At 53.0% G+C, this 24,323-nt stretch carries 18 protein-coding genes, 3 rRNA genes and 1 other RNA gene; 7 read left to right on the top strand and 15 right to left on the bottom strand.

Going from position 1 to position 24,323, the window contains the following annotated elements; all coding sequences use genetic code 11:
- Positions 1-76: 76 nt before the first annotated feature.
- The 4 genes from B6A39_RS00215 to B6A39_RS00200 all read right to left on the bottom strand — a co-directional run bounded on the left by B6A39_RS00215 (position 77) and on the right by B6A39_RS00200 (position 7,277).
- The gene (locus B6A39_RS00215) at positions 77-1,612 is read right to left on the bottom strand and encodes a class I SAM-dependent methyltransferase (protein ID WP_083000223.1); all 1,536 of its coding nucleotides are present in this window, start codon (positions 1,610-1,612) and stop codon (positions 77-79) included.
- 635 nt (positions 1,613-2,247) lie between these two features.
- Positions 2,248-2,363, bottom strand: a 5S ribosomal RNA gene (gene rrf / locus B6A39_RS00210).
- 166 nt (positions 2,364-2,529) lie between these two features.
- Positions 2,530-5,423 (bottom strand): 23S ribosomal RNA (locus tag B6A39_RS00205).
- A 321-nt stretch (positions 5,424-5,744) separates the two neighbouring features.
- Positions 5,745-7,277, bottom strand: a 16S ribosomal RNA gene (locus B6A39_RS00200).
- Together the 16S, 23S and 5S rRNA genes form the textbook arrangement of a ribosomal RNA operon.
- Positions 7,278-7,871: 594 nt before the next feature.
- Between B6A39_RS00200 and pyrB the strand changes: the two genes are divergently transcribed.
- Positions 7,872-8,897: an aspartate carbamoyltransferase gene (pyrB, locus tag B6A39_RS00195; RefSeq protein WP_083000221.1), complete on the top strand. Its 1,026-nt coding sequence runs from the start codon at positions 7,872-7,874 to the stop codon at positions 8,895-8,897.
- A 15-nt stretch (positions 8,898-8,912) separates the two neighbouring features.
- Here pyrB and ruvX read toward each other — a convergent pair whose 3' ends face one another.
- The 7 genes from ruvX to B6A39_RS00160 all read right to left on the bottom strand — a co-directional run bounded on the left by ruvX (position 8,913) and on the right by B6A39_RS00160 (position 13,795).
- Positions 8,913-9,368, bottom strand: coding sequence for a Holliday junction resolvase RuvX (gene ruvX, locus B6A39_RS00190; RefSeq protein WP_083000219.1), 456 nt, complete (start codon positions 9,366-9,368; stop codon positions 8,913-8,915).
- Positions 9,369-9,380: 12 nt separating this feature from the next.
- Positions 9,381-9,938 carry a YqgE/AlgH family protein gene (locus B6A39_RS00185; RefSeq protein ID WP_038480025.1) on the bottom strand — a complete coding sequence of 186 codons (558 nt, stop codon included), beginning with the start codon at positions 9,936-9,938 and terminating at the stop codon, positions 9,381-9,383.
- Between the two features lie 73 nt (positions 9,939-10,011).
- A complete protein-coding gene (gshB, locus tag B6A39_RS00180; protein ID WP_038480022.1) occupies positions 10,012-10,968 on the bottom strand; it encodes a glutathione synthase in 957 nt (318 codons plus the stop codon).
- A 76-nt stretch (positions 10,969-11,044) separates the two neighbouring features.
- A complete protein-coding gene (locus tag B6A39_RS00175) occupies positions 11,045-11,749 on the bottom strand; it encodes a CvfB family protein (RefSeq protein ID WP_083000217.1) in 705 nt (234 codons plus the stop codon).
- 285 nt (positions 11,750-12,034) lie between these two features.
- Positions 12,035-12,790 (bottom strand): 16S rRNA (uracil(1498)-N(3))-methyltransferase, encoded by a 756-nt coding sequence (locus tag B6A39_RS00170; RefSeq protein WP_083000215.1) that lies wholly within the window; start codon positions 12,788-12,790, stop codon positions 12,035-12,037.
- A gap of 2 nt (positions 12,791-12,792) precedes the next feature.
- Complete coding sequence (gene secB, locus B6A39_RS00165; RefSeq protein WP_083000211.1) at positions 12,793-13,302, bottom strand: protein-export chaperone SecB; 510 nt, start codon at positions 13,300-13,302, stop codon at positions 12,793-12,795.
- Between the two features lie 70 nt (positions 13,303-13,372).
- Positions 13,373-13,795 carry a rhodanese-like domain-containing protein gene (locus tag B6A39_RS00160; RefSeq protein WP_030071716.1) on the bottom strand — a complete coding sequence of 141 codons (423 nt, stop codon included), beginning with the start codon at positions 13,793-13,795 and terminating at the stop codon, positions 13,373-13,375.
- Between the two features lie 252 nt (positions 13,796-14,047).
- Here B6A39_RS00160 and gpmI point away from each other — a divergent pair, with 252 nt between their 5' ends.
- The 3 genes from gpmI to B6A39_RS00145 all read left to right on the top strand — a co-directional run bounded on the left by gpmI (position 14,048) and on the right by B6A39_RS00145 (position 18,141).
- Entirely contained in the window at positions 14,048-15,610 is a 1,563-nt protein-coding gene (gpmI, locus tag B6A39_RS00155) for a 2,3-bisphosphoglycerate-independent phosphoglycerate mutase (protein ID WP_083000209.1), read from the top strand.
- A 5-nt stretch (positions 15,611-15,615) separates the two neighbouring features.
- Complete coding sequence (locus tag B6A39_RS00150; RefSeq protein WP_156886184.1) at positions 15,616-16,752, top strand: murein hydrolase activator EnvC family protein; 1,137 nt, start codon at positions 15,616-15,618, stop codon at positions 16,750-16,752.
- Between the two features lie 87 nt (positions 16,753-16,839).
- Positions 16,840-18,141 carry a S41 family peptidase gene (locus B6A39_RS00145; protein ID WP_083000205.1) on the top strand — a complete coding sequence of 434 codons (1,302 nt, stop codon included), beginning with the start codon at positions 16,840-16,842 and terminating at the stop codon, positions 18,139-18,141.
- Here the strand turns inward: B6A39_RS00145 and B6A39_RS00140 are convergent.
- The 4 genes from B6A39_RS00140 to B6A39_RS00125 all read right to left on the bottom strand — a co-directional run bounded on the left by B6A39_RS00140 (position 18,138) and on the right by B6A39_RS00125 (position 22,680).
- Positions 18,138-19,394 carry a UbiH/UbiF/VisC/COQ6 family ubiquinone biosynthesis hydroxylase gene (locus B6A39_RS00140; protein WP_083000203.1) on the bottom strand — a complete coding sequence of 419 codons (1,257 nt, stop codon included), beginning with the start codon at positions 19,392-19,394 and terminating at the stop codon, positions 18,138-18,140. The two genes, B6A39_RS00145 and B6A39_RS00140, sit on opposite strands and share 4 nt — an antisense overlap.
- Positions 19,395-19,419: 25 nt before the next feature.
- The gene (gene ubiH / locus B6A39_RS00135) at positions 19,420-20,661 is read right to left on the bottom strand and encodes a 2-octaprenyl-6-methoxyphenyl hydroxylase (protein ID WP_083000201.1); all 1,242 of its coding nucleotides are present in this window, start codon (positions 20,659-20,661) and stop codon (positions 19,420-19,422) included.
- An 85-nt stretch (positions 20,662-20,746) separates the two neighbouring features.
- Entirely contained in the window at positions 20,747-22,087 is a 1,341-nt protein-coding gene (gene pepP, locus B6A39_RS00130) for a Xaa-Pro aminopeptidase (protein ID WP_083000199.1), read from the bottom strand.
- Positions 22,088-22,101: 14 nt separating this feature from the next.
- Positions 22,102-22,680 carry a UPF0149 family protein gene (locus tag B6A39_RS00125; protein WP_083000197.1) on the bottom strand — a complete coding sequence of 193 codons (579 nt, stop codon included), beginning with the start codon at positions 22,678-22,680 and terminating at the stop codon, positions 22,102-22,104.
- 207 nt (positions 22,681-22,887) lie between these two features.
- Here B6A39_RS00125 and B6A39_RS00120 point away from each other — a divergent pair, with 207 nt between their 5' ends.
- The 3 genes from B6A39_RS00120 (at position 22,888) to B6A39_RS00110 (ending at position 24,097) form a co-directional block, all read left to right on the top strand.
- A complete protein-coding gene (locus B6A39_RS00120) occupies positions 22,888-23,196 on the top strand; it encodes a cell division protein ZapA (RefSeq protein ID WP_009723371.1) in 309 nt (102 codons plus the stop codon).
- Between the two features lie 51 nt (positions 23,197-23,247).
- Positions 23,248-23,430: non-coding RNA, 6S RNA (gene ssrS / locus B6A39_RS00115), on the top strand.
- A 34-nt stretch (positions 23,431-23,464) separates the two neighbouring features.
- Entirely contained in the window at positions 23,465-24,097 is a 633-nt protein-coding gene (locus B6A39_RS00110; RefSeq protein ID WP_083000194.1) for a 5-formyltetrahydrofolate cyclo-ligase, read from the top strand.
- The last annotated feature ends 226 nt before the right edge of the window (positions 24,098-24,323 follow it).

Genomic DNA, 24,323 nt, shown 5'->3' with positions numbered 1-24,323 from the left:
TCTTCAACCCCAAGACATGCGTGCAGTAGCGACCTTCGCTACTGCACGCATGCTATATGACAGTATGTGTTACTGATCAGATAATTTTTAGCGCTCGATAGAGGGGTAACCGCTTATCTAAAAAATCACCAGCTTGGCGCTCAAGCTCAGCCAAATTCTCATTCTCATCCGAAATTGGCTTGCCCTCTTTAAGCAGGCATTTGTTTTGAGACGCCAAAATACGCCATGCAAAAGTAGCTAACGTTTTAGCATCATCGCCTCCCTCTAATGTGGCAAGCAGGAAAAACTGATGGAAGAGCGATACAGCGATACCACCTCCTGTCACAGGGCTTGCTAGATAACTCAACTCCGTCGTGCTTCTTGACTGGCTCATTAAAAAGCGATTGAGTCGATCAGTCTTGGAAGCTGCTTTGGAAATATCATCATCGGACTGGGCAGGCAAAATAATACCTTTTGATGCAAGTATGGCGATTGCACTGTTCAATGCAGAACGTCCCACTCCATGCTCTTTTGCAACCTGCCAAAGTTCGGATACAAATACCGGCTGGTAGGATGAAAGCGTATCTAGCAGCGGCGTATAAATATTGCTAGGCAAGTCAAAGTTACCCAGCCTCCCTGCGATTTTTAGCTGCACATCTTTACGTGGTACTCCCATAATCACGCGAAGACCATCTAGCATTTCATCTTTATCAAGACCACTTAAACGGCGCGCCCCTTTTACCCAGTAATCGGTACGAAATTGACGATTCTCACAAAAATCACGCACCGACTGGCGAAATAGCGGGTTAGGAATGTTATTAATTAAGGCCTGTTGCTCATTGGTTAACTGAATACTTTCGATGGCATCTGCATATCGCGCACTGCAAGCCCAATCCATCTTTGCAGGCTCTAGCCAGCGTGCCATTTTAGCAAATGCCATCGGCTCCCAATCCCGGTTAAAGTATTCATGAGCTACGTAATTTTTATTATCTTGTTTAATTTTCGCTAAGCGATTCTTAATCTGAGGATTAGCATTACAGTATTCTGGATTTACAGCTACCAGCTTCTCAGCAAACGCAATGGCATCATCAATACGTGAAATGGTGCCTGCACCTTGCGCGCTCATGATATCAGCATGCTCCGCTAGCAAGTCACGCATTGGCACCATCGCTGCCCAACCTGGTTGTGTGTTGTAGCTAATGTACAACACACCCCCTACCCTCAACTTACGGCGAATAAAATCGACAATCACTGCACGGTTTTCATCCGAAATCCAGCTCCATATGCCGTGAAGGCCGATATAGTCGAATTCAGGTAGATCGTCACGCTGACAAAATTCATCAAACGCATCGTCGTGTAGCTTTGCATTAGCACCACTAATAGATGATAACTCTTGCGCAAAGGCTGCTTGATGGGGATTAAAATCTGTTCCGTACCAGTTGATTTGTGAAGCCGCCGCATGAATGTTGGTACTAACGCCCTGACCAAACCCCAGCTCACAGGCATTGATAACGTTTGGCGGCCGAATACCGGCGTTGATAAACCCTAGCGCAATTCGCAAAGGATTAAGTTCAGCGTAATATCCATATGTGTAACTAATATCCGCTACGTATCCAGACGTCCAATCCGACATAACACCTGCTCCCAAGCAATGGCGTATTATTCAATTTTAAAGCGAAATCACCTACCACCAGAATTTGAGCAACAGATAGAATGTAGTGATATAGCGCCTCTATCCTCTGGCACAAACCCTATGACATGAAGCCTGACACAAACGCTGTTGTTAGAGCCTTGATAGTGAAGTATTTGATCCATGGGGTCTACTGAAGAGACCGTGACAAGTTTTAAGGATTGTTACGTACCCATTGGCTAATTATCTAAACCAATCCGTAACCGTCTCTTTGATATCTGTTAAGCAGCTTTCTTTCAAACAAAAAATCCCCCAGGGCACGAGGCTCTGGGGGATTTCTTCGAATAAGTACTTGGCGATGGCTCCACCCAGCTCTCGTCATTCCCACAGGCCCTTAGCGGGAATCCATGTTGAGCTGGGGTTCCAGGCTTCTGCTGTCCAAGGTCAAGGTGGATTCCCGATAACCCCACTCGGGAATGACGGTGTGGTGACTCGGGAATGACGGTGCGGTGGCTCGGGGATGACGTGCGGTGTACGCTTCGGGAAGTGGCCGCTTTGTGATAGGGGCCAGAGGGTGCTTTTTTCTTCCGCACAAACAAAAAACCCAGCCGATGGGCTGGGTTTTTTGCGGTATAAGTGCCTGACGATGACCTACTCTCGCATGGGGAGACCCCACACTACCATCGGCGCTAAGCGGTTTCACTTCTGAGTTCGGCATGGGATCAGGTGGTTCACGCGTGCTATGGTCGTCAGGCGTAACTTTTAATGTATATCATGCTGAACATGTTACTGATGTTTTGTGGCGTCTCTTTCGTCTCAAGTCCTTCGTGTGTCACGTTGGGCTTGATTCGCGTATCCGGTTCTCTGAGTGTCTTCACACTCGTCTCGTTATCACTGCGACCAGACCCCTTGGGTGTTATAGGGTCAAGCCTCACGGGCCATTAGTACACGTTAGCTCAACGCCTTGCAGCGCTTCCACACCGTGCCTATCAACCAGCTGGTCTCGCTGGGCCCTTCAGGAGGCTCTAGGCCTCAGGGATGTCTCATCTTGAAGGGGGCTTCCCGCTTAGATGCTTTCAGCGGTTATCCCGTCCGCACATAGCTACCCGGCAATGCCACTGGCGTGACAACCGGAACACCAGAGGTGCGTCCACTCCGGTCCTCTCGTACTAGGAGCAGCCCTTCTCAAACATCCAACGCCCACGGCAGATAGGGACCGAACTGTCTCACGACGTTCTAAACCCAGCTCGCGTACCACTTTAAATGGCGAACAGCCATACCCTTGGGACCGACTTCAGCCCCAGGATGTGATGAGCCGACATCGAGGTGCCAAACACCGCCGTCGATGTGAACTCTTGGGCGGTATCAGCCTGTTATCCCCGGAGTACCTTTTATCCGTTGAGCGATGGCCCTTCCATACAGAACCACCGGATCACTAGAACCTGCTTTCGCACCTGCTCGACGTGTCTGTCTCGCAGTCAAGCACCCTTATGCTCTTGCACTCACTGCACGATGTCCGACCGTGCTGAGGGTACCTTCGTGCTCCTCCGTTACTCTTTGGGAGGAGACCGCCCCAGTCAAACTACCCACCACACACTGTCCTCGATCCGGATAACGGACCTGAGTGAGAACGCCAATGATGCCAGGCTGGTATTTCAAGGTTGGCTCCCCTCGAACTGGCGTCCGAGATTCAAAGCCTCCCAGCTATCCTACACAGGCAACATCAGCGTCCAGTGTGAAGCTATAGTAAAGGTTCACGGGGTCTTTCCGTCTAGCCGCGGGTACACCGCATCTTCACGGCGATTTCAATTTCACTGAGTCTCGGGTGGAGACAGCGTGGCCATCATTACGCCATTCGTGCAGGTCGGAACTTACCCGACAAGGAATTTCGCTACCTTAGGACCGTTATAGTTACGGCCGCCGTTTACCGGGGCTTCAATCAAGAGCTTCGCCTTGCGGCTAACACCATCATTTAACCTTCCGGCACCGGGCAGGCGTCACACCCTATACGTCCGCTTGCGCGTTAGCAGAGTGCTGTGTTTTTACTAAACAGTTGCAGCCACCTGGTATCTTCGACCGGTTCGGGCTCTGAGAGCAAGTCTCGTCACCCTACGCCGGCGTGCCTTCTCCCGAAGTTACGGCACCATTTTGCCTAGTTCCTTCACCCGAGTTCTCTCAAGCGCCTTGGGATTCTCACCCTGACCACCTGTGTCGGTTTGGGGTACGGTCGCACATGATCTGAAGCTTAGAGGCTTTTCCTGGAAGCGTGGCATCAATGACTTCCTGACCGTGGTCAGTTCGTTTCGTGTCTCGGCCTTAAAGCATCCCGGATTTACCTAAGATGCCAGCCTACTCACTTTCACCAGGACAACCAACGCCTGGCTCACCTAGCCTTCTCCGTCCCCCCATCGCAATCATGTCCGGTACGGGAATATTAACCCGTTTCCCATCGACTACGCCTTTCGGCCTCGCCTTAGGGGCCGACTCACTCTGCTCCGATTAGCGTCGAACAGAAACCCTTGGTCTTCCGGCGAGGGAGTTTTTCACTCCCTTTATCGTTACTCATGTCAGCATTCGCACTCGTGATACCTCCAGCGAACTTCTCAATTCACCTTCATTGGCTTACACGACGCTCCTCTACCGCTCACACCTAAGTGTGAACCCGTAGCTTCGGTACCTGGTTTAGCCCCGTTACATCTTCCGCGCAGGCCGACTCGACTAGTGAGCTATTACGCTTTCTTTAAAGGATGGCTGCTTCTAAGCCAACCTCCTAGCTGTCTGAGCCTTCCCACATCGTTTCCCACTTAACCAGGATTTCGGGACCTTAGCTGACGGTCTGGGTTGTTTCCCTTTTCACGACGGACGTTAGCACCCGCCGTGTGTCTCCCACGCTCGCACTCACCGGTATTCGGAGTTTGCCTCGGGTTGGTAAGTCGGGATGACCCCCTAGCCGAAACAGTGCTCTACCCCCGGCGGTGATACGTGAGGCGCTACCTAAATAGCTTTCGAGGAGAACCAGCTATCTCCGAGCTTGATTAGCCTTTCACTCCGATCCACAAGTCATCCAAATCTTTTTCAACAGATCCTGGTTCGGGCCTCCAGTTGATGTTACTCAACCTTCACCCTGCTCATGGATAGATCGCTCGGTTTCGGGTCTATATCCAGCGACTGTGTCGCCCAGTTAAGACTCGGTTTCCCTACGGCTCCCCTAAACGGTTAACCTCGCCACTGAATATAAGTCGCTGACCCATTATACAAAAGGTACGCAGTCACAGAACAAGTCTGCTCCTACTGCTTGTACGCACACGGTTTCAGGATCTATTTCACTCCCCTCTCCGGGGTTCTTTTCGCCTTTCCCTCACGGTACTGGTTCACTATCGGTCAGCCAGGAGTATTTAGCCTTGGAGGATGGTCCCCCCGTCTTCAGTCAAGGTTTCTCGTGCCCCGACCTACTCGATTTCACATGATCAGATTTTCGACTACGGGGCTATCACCCACTATGGCCGCGCTTCCCAGCGCATTCGCCTAATCAGTCACATGCTTAAGGGCTGGTCCCCGTTCGCTCGCCGCTACTAGGGGAATCTCGGTTGATTTCTTTTCCTCAGGGTACTTAGATGTTTCAGTTCCCCTGGTTCGCCTCTTACGCCTATATATTCAGCGCAAGATACTCATCTTATGATGAGTGGGTTTCCCCATTCAGAAATGCCCGGGTCACAGGTTGTTTGCCACCTCGCCGAGCCTTATCGCAGGCTTCCACGTCTTTCATCGCCTCTGGCTGCCTAGGCATCCACCGTGTGCGCTTCATTGCTTGACCCTATAACCCGAAGGAGTCTGGTGTCTCGCAATGATAACGATTGCCGGATACGCTTGAGACGTATCACAAAACAATTACGTATAAACACTTCAAAGAAGCGTTTATGTCAGCATGATATACATTGTTAAAGAGCGACTGCTATGCGCAGTGATAAGCGGTTGCTTTTTTCACATTAAAAGGAAAAGAAAGGTCTTTAAAGAAGATCTTAAAAAAGCTCTTTTCTCTTCTTTCACTATGAAGAAAACGCTTATCACTGCGTATCAACAGCATTCTGATCAGGTAATTCATTGTGAGCGCTTACCGCGAGGATGATGCATCGTTTAAGGAGGTGATCCAGCCGCAGGTTCCCCTACGGCTACCTTGTTACGACTTCACCCCAGTCATGAACCACACCGTGGTGATCGCCCTCTTGCGTTAGGCTAACCACTTCTGGTGCAGTCCACTCCCATGGTGTGACGGGCGGTGTGTACAAGGCCCGGGAACGTATTCACCGTGACATTCTGATTCACGATTACTAGCGATTCCGACTTCACGGAGTCGAGTTGCAGACTCCGATCCGGACTGAGACCGGCTTTTCGGGATTAGCTGACTCTCGCGAGCTCGCAACCCTTTGTACCGGCCATTGTAGCACGTGTGTAGCCCTACTCGTAAGGGCCATGATGACTTGACGTCGTCCCCACCTTCCTCCGGTTTGTCACCGGCAGTCTCCTTAGAGTTCCCGGCATTACCCGCTGGCAAATAAGGACAAGGGTTGCGCTCGTTACGGGACTTAACCCAACATTTCACAACACGAGCTGACGACAGCCATGCAGCACCTGTCTCTGCGTTCCCGAAGGCACCAAGTGATCTCTCACAAGTTCGCAGGATGTCAAGAGTAGGTAAGGTTCTTCGCGTTGCATCGAATTAAACCACATGCTCCACCGCTTGTGCGGGCCCCCGTCAATTCATTTGAGTTTTAACCTTGCGGCCGTACTCCCCAGGCGGTCGACTTATCGCGTTAACTTCGCCACAAAGTGCGCTAGGCACCCAACGGCTGGTCGACATCGTTTACGGCGTGGACTACCAGGGTATCTAATCCTGTTTGCTACCCACGCTTTCGCACCTCAGTGTCAGTGTCAGTCCAGAAGGCCGCCTTCGCCACTGGTATTCCTCCCGATCTCTACGCATTTCACCGCTACACCGGGAATTCTACCTTCCTCTCCTGCACTCTAGCTTGACAGTTCCGGATGCCGTTCCCAGGTTGAGCCCGGGGCTTTCACAACCGGCTTATCAAGCCACCTACGCGCGCTTTACGCCCAGTAATTCCGATTAACGCTTGCACCCTCCGTATTACCGCGGCTGCTGGCACGGAGTTAGCCGGTGCTTCTTCTGCGAGTGATGTCTTTCCTAATGGGTATTAACCACTAGGCGTTCTTCCTCGCTGAAAGTGCTTTACAACCCGAAGGCCTTCTTCACACACGCGGCATGGCTGGATCAGGGTTGCCCCCATTGTCCAATATTCCCCACTGCTGCCTCCCGTAGGAGTTCGGGCCGTGTCTCAGTCCCGATGTGGCTGATCATCCTCTCAGACCAGCTACGGATCGTTGCCTTGGTGAGCCTTTACCTCACCAACTAGCTAATCCGACATAGGCTCATCCAATAGCGGGAGCCGGAGCCCCCTTTCTCCCGTAGGACGTATGCGGTATTAGCCTGGGTTTCCCCAGGTTATCCCCCACTACCGGGCAGATTCCTATGCATTACTCACCCGTCCGCCGCTCGTCAGCGGGTAGCAAGCTACCCCTGTTACCGCTCGACTTGCATGTGTTAGGCCTGCCGCCAGCGTTCAATCTGAGCCATGATCAAACTCTTCAGTTTAAAATCATTGTGATACTTACTCGTCACCCGAAGGCAACAAAAGCGCATCAAACTTGGCTCAAGGTTCAAACGAATTCATTTCAATTTACATTGTCATGACCGCTTGCCTTGATATTTGGTGATTTATCACCCTCATCGGCAAGCGCCCACATGAATTACCTGATCAAATTGTTAAAGAGCTGTTTTCGCTGCTGAACTTCCGAAGAAGTGACTGGCTAACCGATGAACTGGCTTGCCTCAGCGAGGAAGGCGTATTCTACGCATTTCCTAGTGTTTGTCAATCACTGTTTTTAGCGAGTGAAGCGAGTGGGTTAAGAAAGCGAGATAACGATACTTTCTTTATAACTGCCCTAACTCTCTGACAAACCGAAGGTTTTCACCTTTAATCACCGCTGGTAACGCTGTGCGTCCCCGGCAGCGGATGCGTACTTTACGGATTCGCTGCCGTCTTGGCAAGGGCTATTTATAGATAAATGCAAAAAAGTTTTAAGGCAAACCGTTTGGTGTTTGAAAGCGCTTCGACGGTACTCCATTGACGGTTACACTTACACCAGCTTTATAGCACCCAACGCCCACCCCATTTTGAGGTCCGTGATGAGCCAGCATCTATTAACTGTCGATTCATTACAGCGCGAAAGCGTTGACCACCTGCTACGCGTTGCAGCGCGTATGGAGCCTATTGCCAGCCGCCGCCATGTTACTCGGGTGCTGGAAGGTGCTGTGCTTGGTAATTTATTCTTTGAAGCGAGTACACGCACACGCGTGAGCTTTAATGCCGCGTTTTGCCGCCTGGGGGGAAGTGTGTGTGACACCACCGGTTTTACTTTCTCTTCCATGGCCAAGGGTGAATCACTATACGATACCAGCCGTGTGATGAGTGGTTATTGCGATGCGATTGTTATGCGCCATCCGGATCAAGGGTCGGTAGCAGAGTTTGCCGCCGCCACTAATGTACCGGTAATTAACGGAGGGGATGGCCCAGGTGAACACCCAAGCCAAGCACTGCTTGATCTCTATACGATTGATAAAGAGTTTCAGCGATTAGGTAAATCACTCAGCGGCGCACATATTCTGCTGACCGGTGATTTGAAATATGGCCGCACCGTGCATTCGCTGATCAAGCTACTGTCTCTCTATGATCCGCTGCGCATTACCTTGGTATCTCCACCGGGCCTGGAAATGCCGACTGCGCTGATTGACCTTGTGACATCTCGCGGGCACCGCGTCGAACAACGTGACTCACTGGCCAGCGACTTCTCAGATCTGGACGTGGTTTACACCACACGCATTCAGAAAGAGCGTTTTACCGATGAAATGAACGAGAGCTTTCAGGGGCTTTCCGATGACTTTATGGTTAATCGCGATTTCCTAGATCAGCGCTGCAGCCAGAGCACGATTGTCATGCACCCGCTCCCCCGAGATAGCCGCCCTGGCGCCAATGACCTAAACGTGAATCTTAACGGTGACCCGCGTTTGGCGATTTTCCGCCAAACTGACAACGGGATCCCCATGCGGATGGCCATTTTTGCCACGCTATTAAAGGTAGATGAGCTGATTGAGAAAGACCTGAGACCAGTGCGCTGGTTTGTGCCATCTCAAACCGGCACTCTAGACCGTTAAGTCATTACATCAGGTTTAATGAGCGATCCGCCCACCAGGAAGTCCTTCTTGGTGGGCAAACCAACCTTCTAGAATAAGCACAGCAGCTATGCCATCGACACTTTCTTCTCGATAGTTACCACGATGGCCTGCAGCATGAGCGATCTGCTTCGCTTCGCGAGTAGAGCCACGCTCGTCAACCATTTCACAGGGCTTGCCATAGCGCCCGTGCAGGCGATTACCGAACTTGCGTGACCTCGCGCTCATCGCAGACTCAGTACCATCCATATTCAGCGGCAGGCCAACCACAAACAAGTCAGGCTGCCACTCCTCTACTAACCGTGTAACAACGTGCCAGTCAGGAATGCCGTCTCGAGCGGTTAGGGGCGTTAGCTCGCGTGCGCTATTAAGCAACTCATTGCCTACCGCAACGCCAATACGCCGAGTACCAAAATCAAATGCGAGTATTAGACGTTGCCCACGATCAGCCATAAAACTCAACCATCATGCATGCCCCGCGTCGCGGGTCATCAGGTTTAGATCAACGCCCAGTATGCCAGCGGCAGCGGTTAGACGCTCGGCGGGAGGGGTGTTAAAAAGCACACTGCCTTGGCCTTCGACCGTCAGCCACGCATTCTCTTTTAGCTCGTCTTCTAATTGCCCAACGTCCCAACCAGCACAGCCTAGGCACACCAGAAAATCTTCGGGGCCGGTATCGTCGGCAAGTGCCTGAAGAATATCCATCGAGGTGGTAAGCGCGATACCGTCTTCTACCTGAACACTGGAGTCCCACTCTTGGCTGTCACCGATATGCAGAATGAAGCCACGATCCTTATGCATAGGGCCACCATAATAGACCGGTGCATTACGGTGCGGACTATCATCGCCTCCCAGCGACAGCTGTTCAAAGAGGGCATCGAGGGTTATTTCAAGTGGACGATTGGCGATGACCCCCATGCAACCATTGTGATCATGGTCGCAAAGGTAGATCAGGCTACCGGCAAAATTAGGGTCATCCAAATGAGGCATAGCCATCAAAAAATGATGCTTAAAGCTTTGCATGCGTCTCCTACGGCTCGCTGAATACTCAGCGAGCCTCGCGTTATTAGGCGAATAGAACGTTCAACGGCATCGGTTAGTTAAGGCGACGCTCAATAGCATCCAGCAGCATTCCGGCAATGTCCGTGCCGCGCTGATCATCAATTTCACGTACACAGGTAGGACTGGTGACGTTAATTTCAGTGATGTAGTCACCAATCACATCTAAACCAACAAACATCAGCCCTTTTTCACGAATCATGGGCTGCACTTGCTGAATCAGCCAGTGGTCACGCTCAGTCAACTCACGGCTAACACCACGCCCGCCAGCGGCGAGGTTACCCCGAGTTTCACCCGCCGAGGGAATGCGCGCCAGCCCATAGGGCACGGGTTCACCGTCAACTAATAAGATGCGTGTGTCGCCATCTTTGATTTCGGCTAGGTAGCGTTGCGCCATAATTTGCCGCTGGCCGCGCAGGGTTAATTGCTCAATGACCGCACCAATGTTGCGGCCATCAGGGCCGATATGAAAAATCCCAGTACCGCCCATGCCATCAAGGGGTTTGAAAATCACATCACCATGCTCCGCGTGGAAAGCGCGCAGGACGTCATCACGACTGGCGACAATAGTGGGCGCACAACACTGGGGAAACTGCTGGGCAAATAATTTTTCATTACACTGCAACAGCGCAGCGGTTGGATTCACTACCAGAACGCCTTCCCGTTCGGCAAACCCCAGCAGATGGACCGCATTGGTAAAGTCGGCATCGACAGGCGGGTCTTTGCGCATTAGTACAATATCCAACTCCACCAGTGGGCGCTGAGCCGCTTCACCGAGGTCGTACCAATGGTTAGGATCGCGATGCACCGTTAACGGGCGCATACGTGCATAAGCCTGTCCTGCATTCAAGAAAAGATCTTCTTGTTCCATATAATGCAGTGTGTAGCCGCGCTCTTGCGCCGCCCAAAGCATGGCCATGGTGGTATCTTTCTTGTAAGCGATGTCGCTGATGGGATCCATCACCACACCGAGATGCAACGTTGATTGGCTCATCGGGGTAACATCCATACATGAACAAAAGGTAAGCAGTATGCCGCACTGCCTGCACAGCTCCAACCGTCGCTAGTGGCTACTCTTCTTCCTCATCCGTTAACGCACCAGGCACAAGTCGGATAGCACCAGGCTCTAGCGTTATTAATTGCTGCTTATAAAGCCGCCCTATGGCCTGTTTGTAAGCGCTCTTGCTAACCCCTAAACGCGTTTTAATATCATGTGCTGAACTTTTATCACCTAACGCTAGATAACCACCACTTTGACGCAGCGCTTGCAATACTTTATCACCCACTACATCTAAGCGAGCCACACCTGGGGGGAGCAGGCAAATATCAACACGGCCATCTTCGCGGCGCTGCTTTACATAGCCTTTCAGCGACTGCCCACGGCGCAGCGGCTGGGTAATATCATCTTGATAGATCAACCCCCAGTAGCGGTGATTAACCACTACCTTCATCCCAAGGTCAGTACGGTCAGCCACCACCACAGCCACTTCATCACCTTTTTCTAGCGCCCAGGCGTCATCTGTCAAAAAACGATCCAGGCGCATGGTAGCCACAGGTCGCCCTTGGTCATCGCTATACAGCATTACCAAGACCCGCTTACCGGGGTCGGGGCGAAAGCGCTGTTCGCTATAAGGCAGTAGTACATCTTTGGGCTGCCCCCATTGCAGAAAGGCCCCTGTGCTATTGACCGCCGTCACGGTCAAATAGGCTACGTCACCCAGCTGAGCGGCGGCGTCGCTTGCGGATCGGGGAGAAGAGTGTGACTCACGGACCATGGGTACCGTCCTTACAAAAAGTAGATCTTCATTATGGTGCCTCGCGAACACAAGGCAAAGCGCAGCCGGTATACGTAAATTCGACAGCGATAAATAGCGGCTACTACCGCTTACAATAGCAGTAGCTTGGCAGTAAGCACTTACTTACAAAAGCCCCTAAAAATCAGTCCCTAAAATAGGTTCTTAAGAATAAGCGCTTGTAAATATAAGTTCTTGAAAATATAAGCTCTTAAAAATGCGCTTTTAAAAGCAGGTACTGGAAAGCGAGCGCTAATAAGTGAGTACTTACACATCGCCGAAGTGGTGCTGTAGCAGCGTTAGCGCAACAACAGGCGCCGTTTCGGTACGCAATACTCTTGGGCCGAGCGTCAGCGGTGTAAAGCCACCGGCAGTGGCTGCGTTAATATCCACATCACTTAAGCCACCCTCTGGGCCGATTAAGAGTGCTACTGAAGCGGGGCATGGCTGCTGCGAAAATACATTGCCTGTCGCTAGGTGAAGCATCAAGCGTAATGGCTCTTGCCGCTCGGCAAGCCACTCCTCCAGTGCTTTTGGTGGATAGACGGGGGGGACAACCGCTCGCCCACTCTGCTCACAAGCGCTAGCCGCAACCGCCTGCCAGTGAGCCAGTTTTTTCTCTTCACGGTCGCCCTTGAGACGCACATCACCCCGCTCTGTGTAGAGCGGGGTAATCGCTGCAACGCCCAGCTCAACGGCTTTTTGAATGGCATAATCCATCCGGTCGCCTTTCGAGATCGCTTGGCCAAGGTGCACCGCTAACGGCGATTCGCCACTACCCGGCCAGACAGCCTCGATGATCACTGTCGTTTGCTTGCGACCAACATCGGCTAAGCGCACGCCAGCCTCTTGGCCGTTGCCATCAAACAGCATCAGCGGTGCACTTTCGCCCAACCGTAGCACCCGCGTCACATGCCGCGCCGGGCCGTCAGGCAGAGTGATGGTTGCGCCCACTGCAAACTCAGCGGGCACATAAAGGCGGGGCATTTTGCCGTGTAAGGCAACCCAGTCAGCAGCATGCATACTTAGTGAGTATTCTCGGCTGCTTGCTGAGCCTGCTGCGCTTCACGCTGCTTGCGCTGAGCGTACATGGCTTCAAAATTCACCGGCGCCAGCATTAGCGGCGGGAAACCACCACGATTGACTAGGTTGTCAACGCATTCACGGGCATAAGGGAACAGCAAGTTGGGGCAGAACGCACCCAGAGTTTGTTCCAGCTGAGCCCCTTCAATTCCAGCAATACGGAACAGGCCGGCTTGCTCTACTTCTGCAAGGAACGACGTAGTGCCGGTTTCGCTATCGTTAACCTGAGCTGTCACCTTTACAACCACTTCGTACTGATCGTCGGCGATTTTCTGGCTAGTAGTGTTCAGATCCAGATTCACCTTAGGCTTAAATGCCTGCTTGAATACGGAAGGTGAGTTCGGCGCTTCAAAGGAAATATCTTTCACATAGATGCGCTGTAAAGAGAACTTCAGCTGAGGCTTTTCACCTTCTGCGGCGCCTGCCTGCGGGGTGTTGTTATCTTCCGCCATTGGAATACTCCTAATTGTTCATCTGCTAAAAAATTGCGCGACAGCGCACGATTAAATACGTTCTACTTAATTACTTTTTTACCACCGGAAGACCATCGGCCTGCCACTGCACCATGCCACCTCTTAACTTATTGACACGTTCAAAACCTGCCTTAGCAAGCTTTGCTTGGGCAGCACCAGAGCTCTGGCCATGCTTACATACCACGATGATCGGCTGGCTTTTCACTTTCTCCAGTTCATTCATGCGGCTGTCGAGGCTGCTTTGGGGAATATTGCGTGCACCTGCAATATGTCCTGCTTTAAAGTCTTTGCTTTCACGGATATCCAGCACCACCGCATCTTCACGGTTAATAAGCTGAGTCGCCTGTGTAGAGGTCACAGCATGCGTGGCGGCGCTGCGCGCTTCGTACGCCACCCATGCTATTAATACCAGCAAAAACGCCCCGACAAGTAGGGGGTGGTTCATTACGAATTCGAACAGCTGATCGATCATCGTGAACACAATCTCTTGGTCTATGCAGAAAAAAGCGGCCTAGCCGCCTCCAGAAACGCAACAAGTATACACGTCACACGGCATACCGCGCAGGCCATGACGCCCAACGGCTGCCTGCGTTATGATGCCCCAAGCGCGCGCCTGTCGCGACCCTGATTATAAGGTGTTGTCTGAAAACTGTTTGAGCAACCTTCACCAACGTTTCAAACAGCACCTCATGTCGCTTGGCTGACCAACATAACGAGGTTTTTCATGGCTACAACTGCACCGCGCCCCGTGGCGCTAATCATCTTAGATGGCTACGGCCACAATCCCGATAGTGCCCACAACGCAGTGGCCGCTGCCAATACGCCCAACATGGACAAACTGTGGGCCAATCGCCCGCATGCCTTTGTGCACACCGATGGTCGCCATGTGGGTCTGCCTGACGGGCAGATGGGTAATTCTGAAGTAGGCCATATGAATATTGGTGCCGGACGTATTGTGTACCAGGACTTCACCCGCATCACCAAAGCAATTGAAGACGGCGATCTAGACACCAACGAGGTACTGACCAAGCCCATCGATGAGGCCGTTGCCAATGGCCGTGCTGTCCACTTACTTGGGCTGCTTTCTCCCGGCGGCGTGCACAGCCACGAAGATCACTTTATTGCCATGGCTGAGCTTGCTGCCCGACGCGGCGCGCAGCGCATTTTTATCCATGCGTTTTTAGACGGACGCGATATGCCGCCGCAAAGTGCGCTCCGTTCGATCGAGCGTGCTAATGCACGTTTGGCAGAGCTGGTGGGTGCCGACAATGGCTTTGTTGCCTCAGTCATTGGCCGCTTTTATGCAATGGACCGTGATAACCGCTGGGAGCGGGTTGAGCAAGCCTACCGTTTGCTGACCGATGGCCACGCTGACTTTATTGCTTCCAGCGCTGAAACCGCCCTGCGCGACGCTTACCAGCGCGGCGAAACCGATGAATTTGTCGCTTCTAGCAGTATTCCGCTGAAGGGTACCGCCATTACGCTCCAAGACGGCGATGCGGCTATTTTCCTCAATTTCCGCTCCGACCGCGCCCGCGAATTAACGCGCGCAATCACTGAACCTGATTTTAACGGCTTTGAGCGGCGTGTACGCCCCACACTGGCTGGCGACGGTTTAGTCACGATGACCCAGTACGCCGCCAACATCCCAGCACCAGCGGCCTTTCCCCCTTCTGATCTCACCGACACCTTGGGTGAAGTGGTTGCTAAACGAGGCCTAACTCAACTGCGCATTGCAGAAACAGAAAAGTACCCCCACGTCACCTTTTTCTTCTCCGGCGGTAATGAAGCCGAATATGAGGGCGAAGAGCGCATCTTAGTGCCCTCCCCCCGTGACGTTAAAACCTATGACGAAAAACCGGAGATGAGTGCCTTTGAGATCACCGATAAGCTGGTGGACGCTATCGACAGTGGTCGCTTTGACTTAATGGTGTGCAATTATGCCAATGGCGACATGGTTGGGCATACCGGTGACTTCAACGCCGCGGTAAAAGCGATTGAAACCGTTGATACTTGCGTTGGCCGGGTAGTGGAGGCCATTGAGCGTGCTGGTGGTGCTTGCCTGATCACAGCTGACCATGGCAATGCCGAACAGATGGTGCATCCAGAAACAGGCGCGCCGCAAACAGCCCATACTACCTTTACGGTACCGTTGATTTACGTGGGAGAGCAGAATGGACGGCTGGAAGATGGACGACTGTGCGATTTAGCGCCGACGCTGTTAACCATGATGAACCAGGCTCAGCCCGAAGCAATGACAGGTAACCCACTGATTCATTTTGATTGATGCTGATGCGATGGACGTTAGCTGTCGCGCTCATGCTGGCGTTAGGTTATGCGCCAGCAAGTTTAGCCCAGCCAAATGAAAATGCCGCGCGCCAGCAGTTGGATGCGATTGGCCAGGAGATCGAAGCGGCTGCCCAGCGCCTCAGTGCGACCGGGCAAGCACGGGATAGTGCCGAGCGCGAGCTGCGCCATGTGGAAACGGAGCTTGCCGAGACTCACCAGCGTCTGGATCAACTTCAGGCTGAGCGCCGTCAACTGGCCGACGAAACGACCCAACTTCGCCAGCACCGAGAGCGCTTGGAAGGTGAGCGTGAAGCACAATACGCTGCGCTGAGCCAACAGCTGGCAGCCCTTTATCGACTGGGGCCAACGCCCCAGTTAAAACTGCTTCTTAACCAAAGCGATCCAGCCGAGCTGGATCGAATGCAGGCGTATCTAAATCGCCTGACTCAGGCGCGCCAGCAACGCCTTACGGATATAAGCCGCCTCGACACCGCACTGGCAGATACTGAGCAAGCGCTCAGCGAGCGTCAAACGCGCCTTGATGCATTAGCCGGCGAGCTAGAAGAGCAAAGCGCTTTACTCGCCCAGCGAACCGAGGAACGGCGTGGTGTCGTAGCGACCCTGGATGATCGCTATGGCAGCGAAGAAGATCGCTTAGCCGATCTTAACCAAAGCCGTGAACAGGCCGAGCAGCAGCTAAGGGCGATACAAGCGGAGCTGGCTCGCTTAGCCAAGCCAACACCGACCACACACATCACCCGCACGCAGGGGGACTTACCCTGGCCCGTTCAAGGAGCCATTACGGCAACCTTTCAACGTAGAGACGGCGTGCACTATAACGGCATTGTGATCCGAGCGGACTCAGGTAGTGCAGTAGCAGCCGTTCATTCGGGCCGCGTAGTATTCGCCGACTGGATGCGTGGCTTTGGCAACCTACTGATTATTGATCACGGTGATCAGATCATGACGCTCTATGCTCACTTGCAACAATTTAGTGCGCGGCCCGGCCAACAAGTAAGTCGTGGCACTGAAATTGGACGTGTCGGCAACAGTGGCGGGCAGACCAACCCCGCGCTTTACTTCGAAGTACGGCGTAGCGGAGAACCAATTAATCCACAACGTTGGATTGCACGCCGCTGACGGGATAAGCTGGCTCATATGAATTAACAATCATGTCTTAACTTATGCAGCGCCTTCTGGCGCTGCCTTTCGCCTAGCGGAGTCCGCATGACGCTATCTGTTACCAAGGTATCGGCCCCAGCCAAGCGCTTTTTGGCTACCCTGCTCCCTCTTGTACTGCTGACGGCTCCACTCCCCTTAGTGGCTCAGTCTGTAAATAGCGTTGCTGATGACCTACCGCTTGAAGAGATCCAGACCTTTGCTGAAGTGTTTGAGCGCATTAAACGCGGCTATGTCGAAGAGGTTGACGATCGAACGTTATTGCGTAATGCCATGCGAGGCATGCTCAGCGAACTAGATCCCCATTCAGCCTATTTAGACGAAGAAGAGTACCAAAGCCTGCGCGAATCCACCCAAGGCGAGTTTGGCGGTATTGGCATTGAAGTAGGAACAGAAAACGGGCAGCTGATGGTCATCACCCCCATCGATGACACTCCAGCTTCACGAGCAGGTCTATTATCCCGTGATGTGATTGTGGCTATCGATGGAACGCCAACCGACAGTTTATCGCTACAAGAGGCGGTTAACCTGATGCGCGGCGAACCAGGTAGTCAACTGCGTATTTCTGTCTTGCGGGCAGGCGAAGAGTCGCCGCGTGAGTTTACACTGACGCGTGAAGTGATTCGTAGCGAAAGCGTAAAGCATGAAGTACTGGAGCCAGGCTATGGCTACTTGCGAATTAGCCAGTTTCAGTCGCGCACCCCAGAACAGGCACGCAGATCGTTAGAGCGAATGGCCCGAGAGCAGCCACTTGAAGGACTCATTCTCGACTTACGCAATAACCCAGGTGGCGTTTTGCAGGCCGCCGTTGGCGTTGCCGACCTATTCCTCGATGAAGGCCTAATTGTGTATACCGAAGGACGTCTTTCCGACACTGAAATGTCGTTTTCGGCATCGGCAGAGACGCCTGCCGATGATGTGCCGTTAGTTGTACTGATAAACAGCGGCAGTGCTTCGGCAGCTGAAATTGTCGCTGGGGCGCTGCAAGACCAACGCCGCGGCGTGGTCATGGGAACCGAAAGCTTTGGCAAAGGCTCCGTGCAGCAGATCATGCCGCTTGGCAATGGTGAAGGCCTTAAGCTGACAACCGCGCTTTACTACACCCCCAATGGGCGCTCAATCCAAGCACAAGGTATCGAGCCTGACGTGGAAGTGGTGCGCGGCCGCCTGGAAGTGGCTGAGGGGCAACGTCAAATCCGCGAAGCTGATCTTGATGGTCATCTAAGCGGCCAAGACGCAATACCCCGAGAACGGGCTGAAATGTCTCAGCGCCTACGCGAGGACTATCAGCTTAGTGAAGCGCTGAACTTACTCAAGGCACTGAACGTAGTGGACCGTCGGCGCCGTTAACGACACGATTGTGGCAGGCGTCCTCGCTCTCCGATAGCCTGCCGCATCACCAGTCGTTTTAACGGCACTAACTGATTCATGCCACTCATCCCCATATTGCGCGCCAGCGTCAATGCGGGCACTTGGCTACCGAAAAGCACTTTAAACCCTTTCATCAGCCCTAGCATAGCGCTGTTATCGAAGCGTCTTCGCCGCTCGTAGCGACTGAGCGTGGTCAGCGCCCCCCAGGGGGCTCCTCGCTGCCATGCATTAACCACTTCCTCAGCCAGCACTGCCGCATCCATAAATCCTAGGTTAACGCCCTGCCCCGCTAGCGGGTGAATGCTATGGGCAGCATCGCCCACCAATGCAAAATTAGGCTGTACGTAGTGAGCGGCATGGCGCTGAATCAGCGGAAAACGATAGGCAGTATCAACGGCACTCACCTGACCTAAACGGTAGTCAAAAGCATCACTAAGCGCCTGCCCCAACGCATCACTAGAGAGTTCAGTAAGTTGATGTGCATGCTCAGGTGTGGTCGACCAGACAATCGAACAGTAGCGGTCATCACCGCTCACCGTTAACGGCAAAAAAGCCAGTGGATGGCCAGCGATAAAAGCCTGACGGGCCTTGTCACCATGGGATTTTTCACACCTTACGGTGGTAACGACGGCCTCTTGCTGCATAGACTCTTCGGCCACCGATATCCCTGCCAATTCACGCATGGTGGAACGCGCACCGTCGGCAGCAATTAATAACGGCGTATTCAGTTGTCGGCCGTCATCCAGCACTAACCAGCGCCCGTTATCCGAGGTTTGCAAAGCCTCCACGCCCACTCCAAAGAAAGTGCTAACCGAAGGCAGCGCTAGCACCTGCTCATTTAACGCGGCCAATGTCACATCGTTTTCAACAATATGTCCAAGTACGGGCGCACCTGCCTCATCGGCGGAAAAATGGATGCTACCGCTGCCTTCTGCATCCCACACCTGCATATAACGGTAAGGCGTTATCCTAGTAGCAGCCATCGCGGGCCACGCCTTCAAATGTGAGAGCAGCCGCTGAGAAACCGGTGTTAGTGCACTCACCCTGGGAGCAGGCGGATGGTCACCAAAAGCATCTAAGCGCAGTGGTGCTGCTTTGGTTTCTACTAGCGCCACTTGCATCCCAGCGTTAGCCAGCAGTCCTGCTAGCGCCGTGCCGACCATTCCAGCGCCTACGATCACCGCGTCAAAACGTTCAACCGGCACATCTATTGCCGCTGTTTGCGTTTTCATAACGTTCCCTTAGCTGCTTGTTGCATCAGCGCTCCAGCCCCATTGCTCTGCGTGCCAAGCTGCGGCGAAGCGGGCCCACTAAATTGAGCCCCACCAGGCCAGCTGCTCGGGCGTGCGGCAGTAGGGGCAATGAATAGCCAAATAGACGCACTAACCCATCGCTAAATCGAATGACATTGGCACGGTCTTGTGCTCGACGCCGCTCAAAGGCTAGTAGCATGTCCATATCACCAAGAGCACGTTGGTTCTGGGCACCCTGCGCTAATGCTTCGACCAGATCCATCACTGAACGTAGTGCCAAGTTGAAACCTTGACCCGCTACTGGGTGAAGCGCATGGGCAGCATTTCCCAACACTGCCAGCCCAGGTCGAACGGGCTCTTCCGCGGTAATCAGAGAAAGCGGATAGCTGAAACGCTGCCCCAACCGTGTAAAACGCCCGACTCGATCACCAAAGGCAGATTGTAGTTGGCGCAAAAACGCCGAATCGGAGAGCGCTAACCGCGCCTGCTCAGTGCCGCTTGCATGCGTCCAGACCAGCTCCATCGCTTGGCCAGGTAATGGCAACAGTGCGATCGGCCCTTCAGCTGTAAAACGCTCATAGGCAACTCCCTCGTGGGGCTGGCTAATACCGACATGAGCAATGACGGCTGTTTGCTCGTAAGAGCGGTGGCGACTACTGATGCCCAACTGCTCTTTCAGCCCAGATCGCCCGCCATCAGCGAGAATAGTCAGTGCTGCCGTTAGTTCACTCCCATCGGAAAGCACAAGGCGGTGGCCGTTAGCTTGTGGCGTGAGTTGCGCCACCGTTGCAGGGCAGTGCCACTCAATCGGCAGTTGCTGAAGATGGTGATGCAGCACGCGCCCCATCCAAGCATTAGGAATGACATGCCCCAATGCCGACACGCCCAGCTCCCGAGCACTAAGCCTCGTGGCACCTAAGCGACCCCGCTCGCTGATGTGGATACGCTTGATCGGTGTGGCTTCACTGCGCATCGCCTCCCAAACACCCAGTTCACGAAAGCGCTGGGCAGAGCCTTCAGCAATAGCGCTGGCCCTAGCATCAAAGCTTGGCTGCCACGCTGACTTCTCACCGTTTTCAGGCAAGGCTGACGCTTCAACAATTGCCACACGCCAGCCGTAGCGTTCAATCAACGGCGCTAACGCACAGCCTAAGCTGGCACCGACCAGTCCGCCCCCCACAATGACGACATCGTGGGTGAGCGTAGCTGCTTGCTGGTGTTGTTTTACCTGCTTAGTCCCATGCATTGACATCTCCTATGGATAACCAAACCCAGCAAATGTAATTTCGTAATGTACATTACATAAAAAAATATCAGTAAAATTTTACTGCTTATTTATTAGCCATTAATTGCTCTATATCAGCAATTCGCTTCGGCACGGCTGACGTAAGCACTTCATGCCCATCACGGGTCACCACGACATCATCTTCAATACGAATGCCAATACCGCGGTAAGCAACAGGAATATCGTCATCGTTAGGAATATATAAACCCGGTTCAATCGTGACGACCATCCCCTCGTTTAGCAGGCGCGGCGTCTCTTCATCCAACCGATAAGTTCCTACATCATGCACGTCTAACCCCAACCAATGGGACGTAGAGTGCAGGTAAAAGCGCCGATAGCTCTCATCGTCAATGCGTGCCTGCACATTGCCCTCTAACAACCCGAGACCGATCAGCCCAGCGGTTAAATCCCTCACGACTCCTTGATGAATATCCGCCAGCGTGGCTCCCGGCTTGACGGCGTGCACTGCACGCTCTTGCGCCTCTAGCACCACTTGATAAAGCGCCCGCTGAGCGTCATTGAACCGACCATTAACCGGGAAAGTACGGGTAATATCCCCAGCGTAGAGGTCGAACTCGGCCCCTGCGTCAATCAGCACAAGTGTATTGGCCTGCAACGTATCGCTGTTCTCAATATAGTGCAGCACGCAAGCGTTAACGCCACCACCAACAATGGTGCTATACGCTGGCCCGCTAGCCCCCTGCCAAACGAATTCGTGCTCTAACTCTGCCTGCAACTGATACTCGCTTAACCCTGGACGGCAGATACGCATCGCACGCGTATGCGCCTTTGCTGAAATAGCTGCCGCATGGCGCATTAAGGAAATTTCAGCAGGGCTTTTAATAAGGCGCATCTCATGAACAAGCGGGCGGCTATCCAGCCATCCTTTCAATGCGGGCTTACCTCGGCGTAGACCAGCTTGAGCGCAGGCCAACGCCTCTTCTGCAATATTCAACGCCTCAGTGTTATCTAATGGCAGGTAGAGCAGTTCGCGGCCTGCCAATAGACCTGGTAACAGCTCTTCCCGCTGAGCATTTTCAAACGCTTGGTCAATGCCATGCTGAGCCTCAACGCCCTGGGCTCCTAGTCGCCTACCTGTCCAGGCTTCCATAGTGGCGTCGCGGTCTTGGCAAAACACCACGCTTTGGCCTGCCTCGCGCCCAGGCAGCACTACAAGCAACGCATCGGGCTCTTGAATGCCGGTTAAGTAGTAAAAATCACTCTGCTGGCGGAACGCGTATTCGCTATCGTGAGAGCGCGTTACCAAGGCAGCGCTTGGCACCACTAGCGCAGCATTGGCAGGCAGCTGGGCGATGAGCGCTTCTCGGCGCTGGCGGTATTCTGCAGGCGCAATAGCGGCGGGCCGAGGCAGTAACTCAGGCAACATAGATAACTCCTGTATTAATGAACGGGGGCGTCGGTCTGCTCAACCTGGGGCATTCCTGGGTGCTGCTCGGTGTAGAGCAGCATTGCCGCCATACGCGCATGTTCCGTCAGCGCAAATAGATCGTTTTCATTTTCAGGACTATCATCAATATCGGTCTCGATCTGAACCAGTCCTGCGAGGTCATCGATGGCCTCTTGTAACGTCTTAGACCAGCGTTCGCGTAGCGCCTCATCAGCCACGTCCTCGACGACTTCCATAAAACCTAGCGTCCACTCTTTTAGTCCCTGGGCTTGCTCGGCAAGTGAAAAAAGCTCATCGGGTAGCAGTGGTGTGTAATTCAAATCGCTGGCGCTCAATGCCTCCAGTGTTTGACGCCGCCAACCTAATAAGCGTTCAGCGCTAGCAGGATCTCGCGGCTGTTCGACTCCTAAGCTTAGGCATACCTCTTCTAGCCATGCTTCAGCCGTCACATCACGTAGCGCTAATAGACCACTTAGGCGGCCATCCAAAAACGCGGGCGACTGCATACTTCCATGCAGAAGAAAAACATCCGCCACGTCAGAAAAATCCTGGCGTTCATTGATTAAGGACATGGGCATTGCTCGCTATACAAAAAAGGGGAATGAAGTCGTCGTAACAACATGTCTAAAAGGGTGTTAAACCTCAGAAGGAATCTCACGGCGCACGCGCCTGTGCGTTGACCCCACATAAGCCGCTCTCTTATAGTGAACGCCAACTATCCTTCCTATGCAGCGATGTTAACGCATTGGTCAACAAAATGGCCTGTGCTGGAGTTTTTGATGAGTAATGCGAAGCGGCCAACCAAAGAAATTACCCTACTGGGTCGCAGCTACATGATTGCTTGCGACACTGGCGAAGAAGCTAAGCTTGAACGTGCTGCTCGCTATTTAGATCGCGCGATGAATGGCATTCATGCCCAAAGCAATGCCCTTGGCAGCGAGCGGGTTGCAGTAATGGCAGCCCTGAATATCACCCATGAGTTGCTTGAGATTATGGATGAGCACCGCGCGAGCGAAGCAAACCTTAGCCGCCTAAACGACCGCCTTGAACGAGCACTAGCGGATACACGCCAACAAAAAGAACCGTAAGAACCTGCTGTCGGCTCTTTGGCATTATCACTGGCTCTGTTAGGATAGAGATGTTCTCTGGGGTGTACGCCAGTCGTTATAGTCCCTCGAGCCTATGCGAAGTACCCAGGGGGCCAAATGCTAGCCAAACCCGTGTGCATGTCCGTGCGTCGGAAAGCCTGACGGTTTGGCTGCGGCCACCCACCTGAACCAGTAGGTTCAGGGCCAGAACGACAGCGGCATTCTGGGGAACACTTAGTTTTGGTTAGCTCGCCATGAGTAGCTCGTTATGAACGATACTGCTGACCGCAGTACAGTCGGCGACAAAATTGCGCTTCGCCGCGAGCTTAGACGCAGACGCCGTATCCTTTCCCTAGATCAGCAAAAACAAGCTGCTGCCGCCCTTTGCCAGCGTCTTAAACAGCTGCCTGAAATTCGTCGGGCGAAACGCATTAGCCTTTATTTACCGGTTAATGGTGAGATAGACCCGACACACTTAATACCCTGGCTTCGTCAGAGAAAAGTAAGTATTTACTTACCTGTACTGCGCCCATTTTCGACTAATCGCCTTTGGTTTGTTGCCTACCGCGAGTCCACCCCGATGGTTAAAAACCGCTTTGGCATCGCTGAGCCCTGCTCACGATTTGCTGCCGAGCGACGTAATCGCATGCCGGCTTGGGCGCTAGATACGCTTATTGTTCCGCTGGTAGGGTTTGATAAGCAAGCAAATCGCATGGGCATGGGAGGTGGTTTCTATGATCGAAGCCTCGCTTTTATGCGCGGCCAAGGGCCATCGCCAACACTTATAGGCGTTGCTCACGCCTGCCAGCAGGTAGATGTGCTACCCATCGAGCCGTGGGATATTCCGCTGGACGTGATAGCTAGTGACACAGGGGTTATTCGACCAACAAAAACGGGCTGATCTTAAAGATCAGCCCGTTTTAAATATCAGCTTCATTTAGCTAGGTGCAGCGTTTACGCTGAAAGCGCTGTGATTAACTTGGAATGTTAACTTCCTGATAGCGCTTGCGCATATCCAGTGGCGAGCACCCCAAGTAAAAACACCATCGTTAGCGCCATCACCATATCAGGCTTTTTCCGCCGCATGCCTCATCTCCAACGTCTTTCACAGTTGTCAAATGCCCTTA

The sequence above is a fragment of the Halomonas sp. GT genome, assembly GCF_002082565.1.
In the GTDB taxonomy this organism is placed as follows: Bacteria; Pseudomonadota; Gammaproteobacteria; order Pseudomonadales; family Halomonadaceae; genus Vreelandella.
The sequence above is the reverse complement of the archived record's forward strand: the minus strand, read 5'-3'. Positions and strand labels throughout refer to the sequence as shown.

Coding starts and splice junctions, on each gene's coding strand:
- ubiH (WP_083000201.1), bottom strand. CDS start 20,661: ATGCATGGGACTAAGCAGGTAAAACAACACCAGCAAGCAGCTACGCTC.
- B6A39_RS00120 (WP_009723371.1), top strand. CDS start 22,888: ATGAGTAATGCGAAGCGGCCAACCAAAGAAATTACCCTACTGGGTCGC.
- secB (WP_083000211.1), bottom strand. CDS start 13,302: ATGGCGGAAGATAACAACACCCCGCAGGCAGGCGCCGCAGAAGGTGAA.
- pyrB (WP_083000221.1), top strand. CDS start 7,872: ATGAGCCAGCATCTATTAACTGTCGATTCATTACAGCGCGAAAGCGTT.
- B6A39_RS00185 (WP_038480025.1), bottom strand. CDS start 9,938: ATGCAAAGCTTTAAGCATCATTTTTTGATGGCTATGCCTCATTTGGAT.
- B6A39_RS00125 (WP_083000197.1), bottom strand. CDS start 22,680: ATGTCCTTAATCAATGAACGCCAGGATTTTTCTGACGTGGCGGATGTT.
- B6A39_RS00170 (WP_083000215.1), bottom strand. CDS start 12,790: ATGCATGCTGCTGACTGGGTTGCCTTACACGGCAAAATGCCCCGCCTT.
- B6A39_RS00215 (WP_083000223.1), bottom strand. CDS start 1,612: ATGTCGGATTGGACGTCTGGATACGTAGCGGATATTAGTTACACATAT.
- B6A39_RS00160 (WP_030071716.1), bottom strand. CDS start 13,795: ATGATCGATCAGCTGTTCGAATTCGTAATGAACCACCCCCTACTTGTC.
- B6A39_RS00145 (WP_083000205.1), top strand. CDS start 16,840: ATGACGCTATCTGTTACCAAGGTATCGGCCCCAGCCAAGCGCTTTTTG.
- B6A39_RS00110 (WP_083000194.1), top strand. CDS start 23,465: ATGAACGATACTGCTGACCGCAGTACAGTCGGCGACAAAATTGCGCTT.
- B6A39_RS00150 (WP_156886184.1), top strand. CDS start 15,616: ATGCGATGGACGTTAGCTGTCGCGCTCATGCTGGCGTTAGGTTATGCG.
- pepP (WP_083000199.1), bottom strand. CDS start 22,087: ATGTTGCCTGAGTTACTGCCTCGGCCCGCCGCTATTGCGCCTGCAGAA.
- gshB (WP_038480022.1), bottom strand. CDS start 10,968: ATGAGCCAATCAACGTTGCATCTCGGTGTGGTGATGGATCCCATCAGC.
- B6A39_RS00175 (WP_083000217.1), bottom strand. CDS start 11,749: ATGGTCCGTGAGTCACACTCTTCTCCCCGATCCGCAAGCGACGCCGCC.
- gpmI (WP_083000209.1), top strand. CDS start 14,048: ATGGCTACAACTGCACCGCGCCCCGTGGCGCTAATCATCTTAGATGGC.
- ruvX (WP_083000219.1), bottom strand. CDS start 9,368: ATGGCTGATCGTGGGCAACGTCTAATACTCGCATTTGATTTTGGTACT.
- B6A39_RS00140 (WP_083000203.1), bottom strand. CDS start 19,394: ATGAAAACGCAAACAGCGGCAATAGATGTGCCGGTTGAACGTTTTGAC.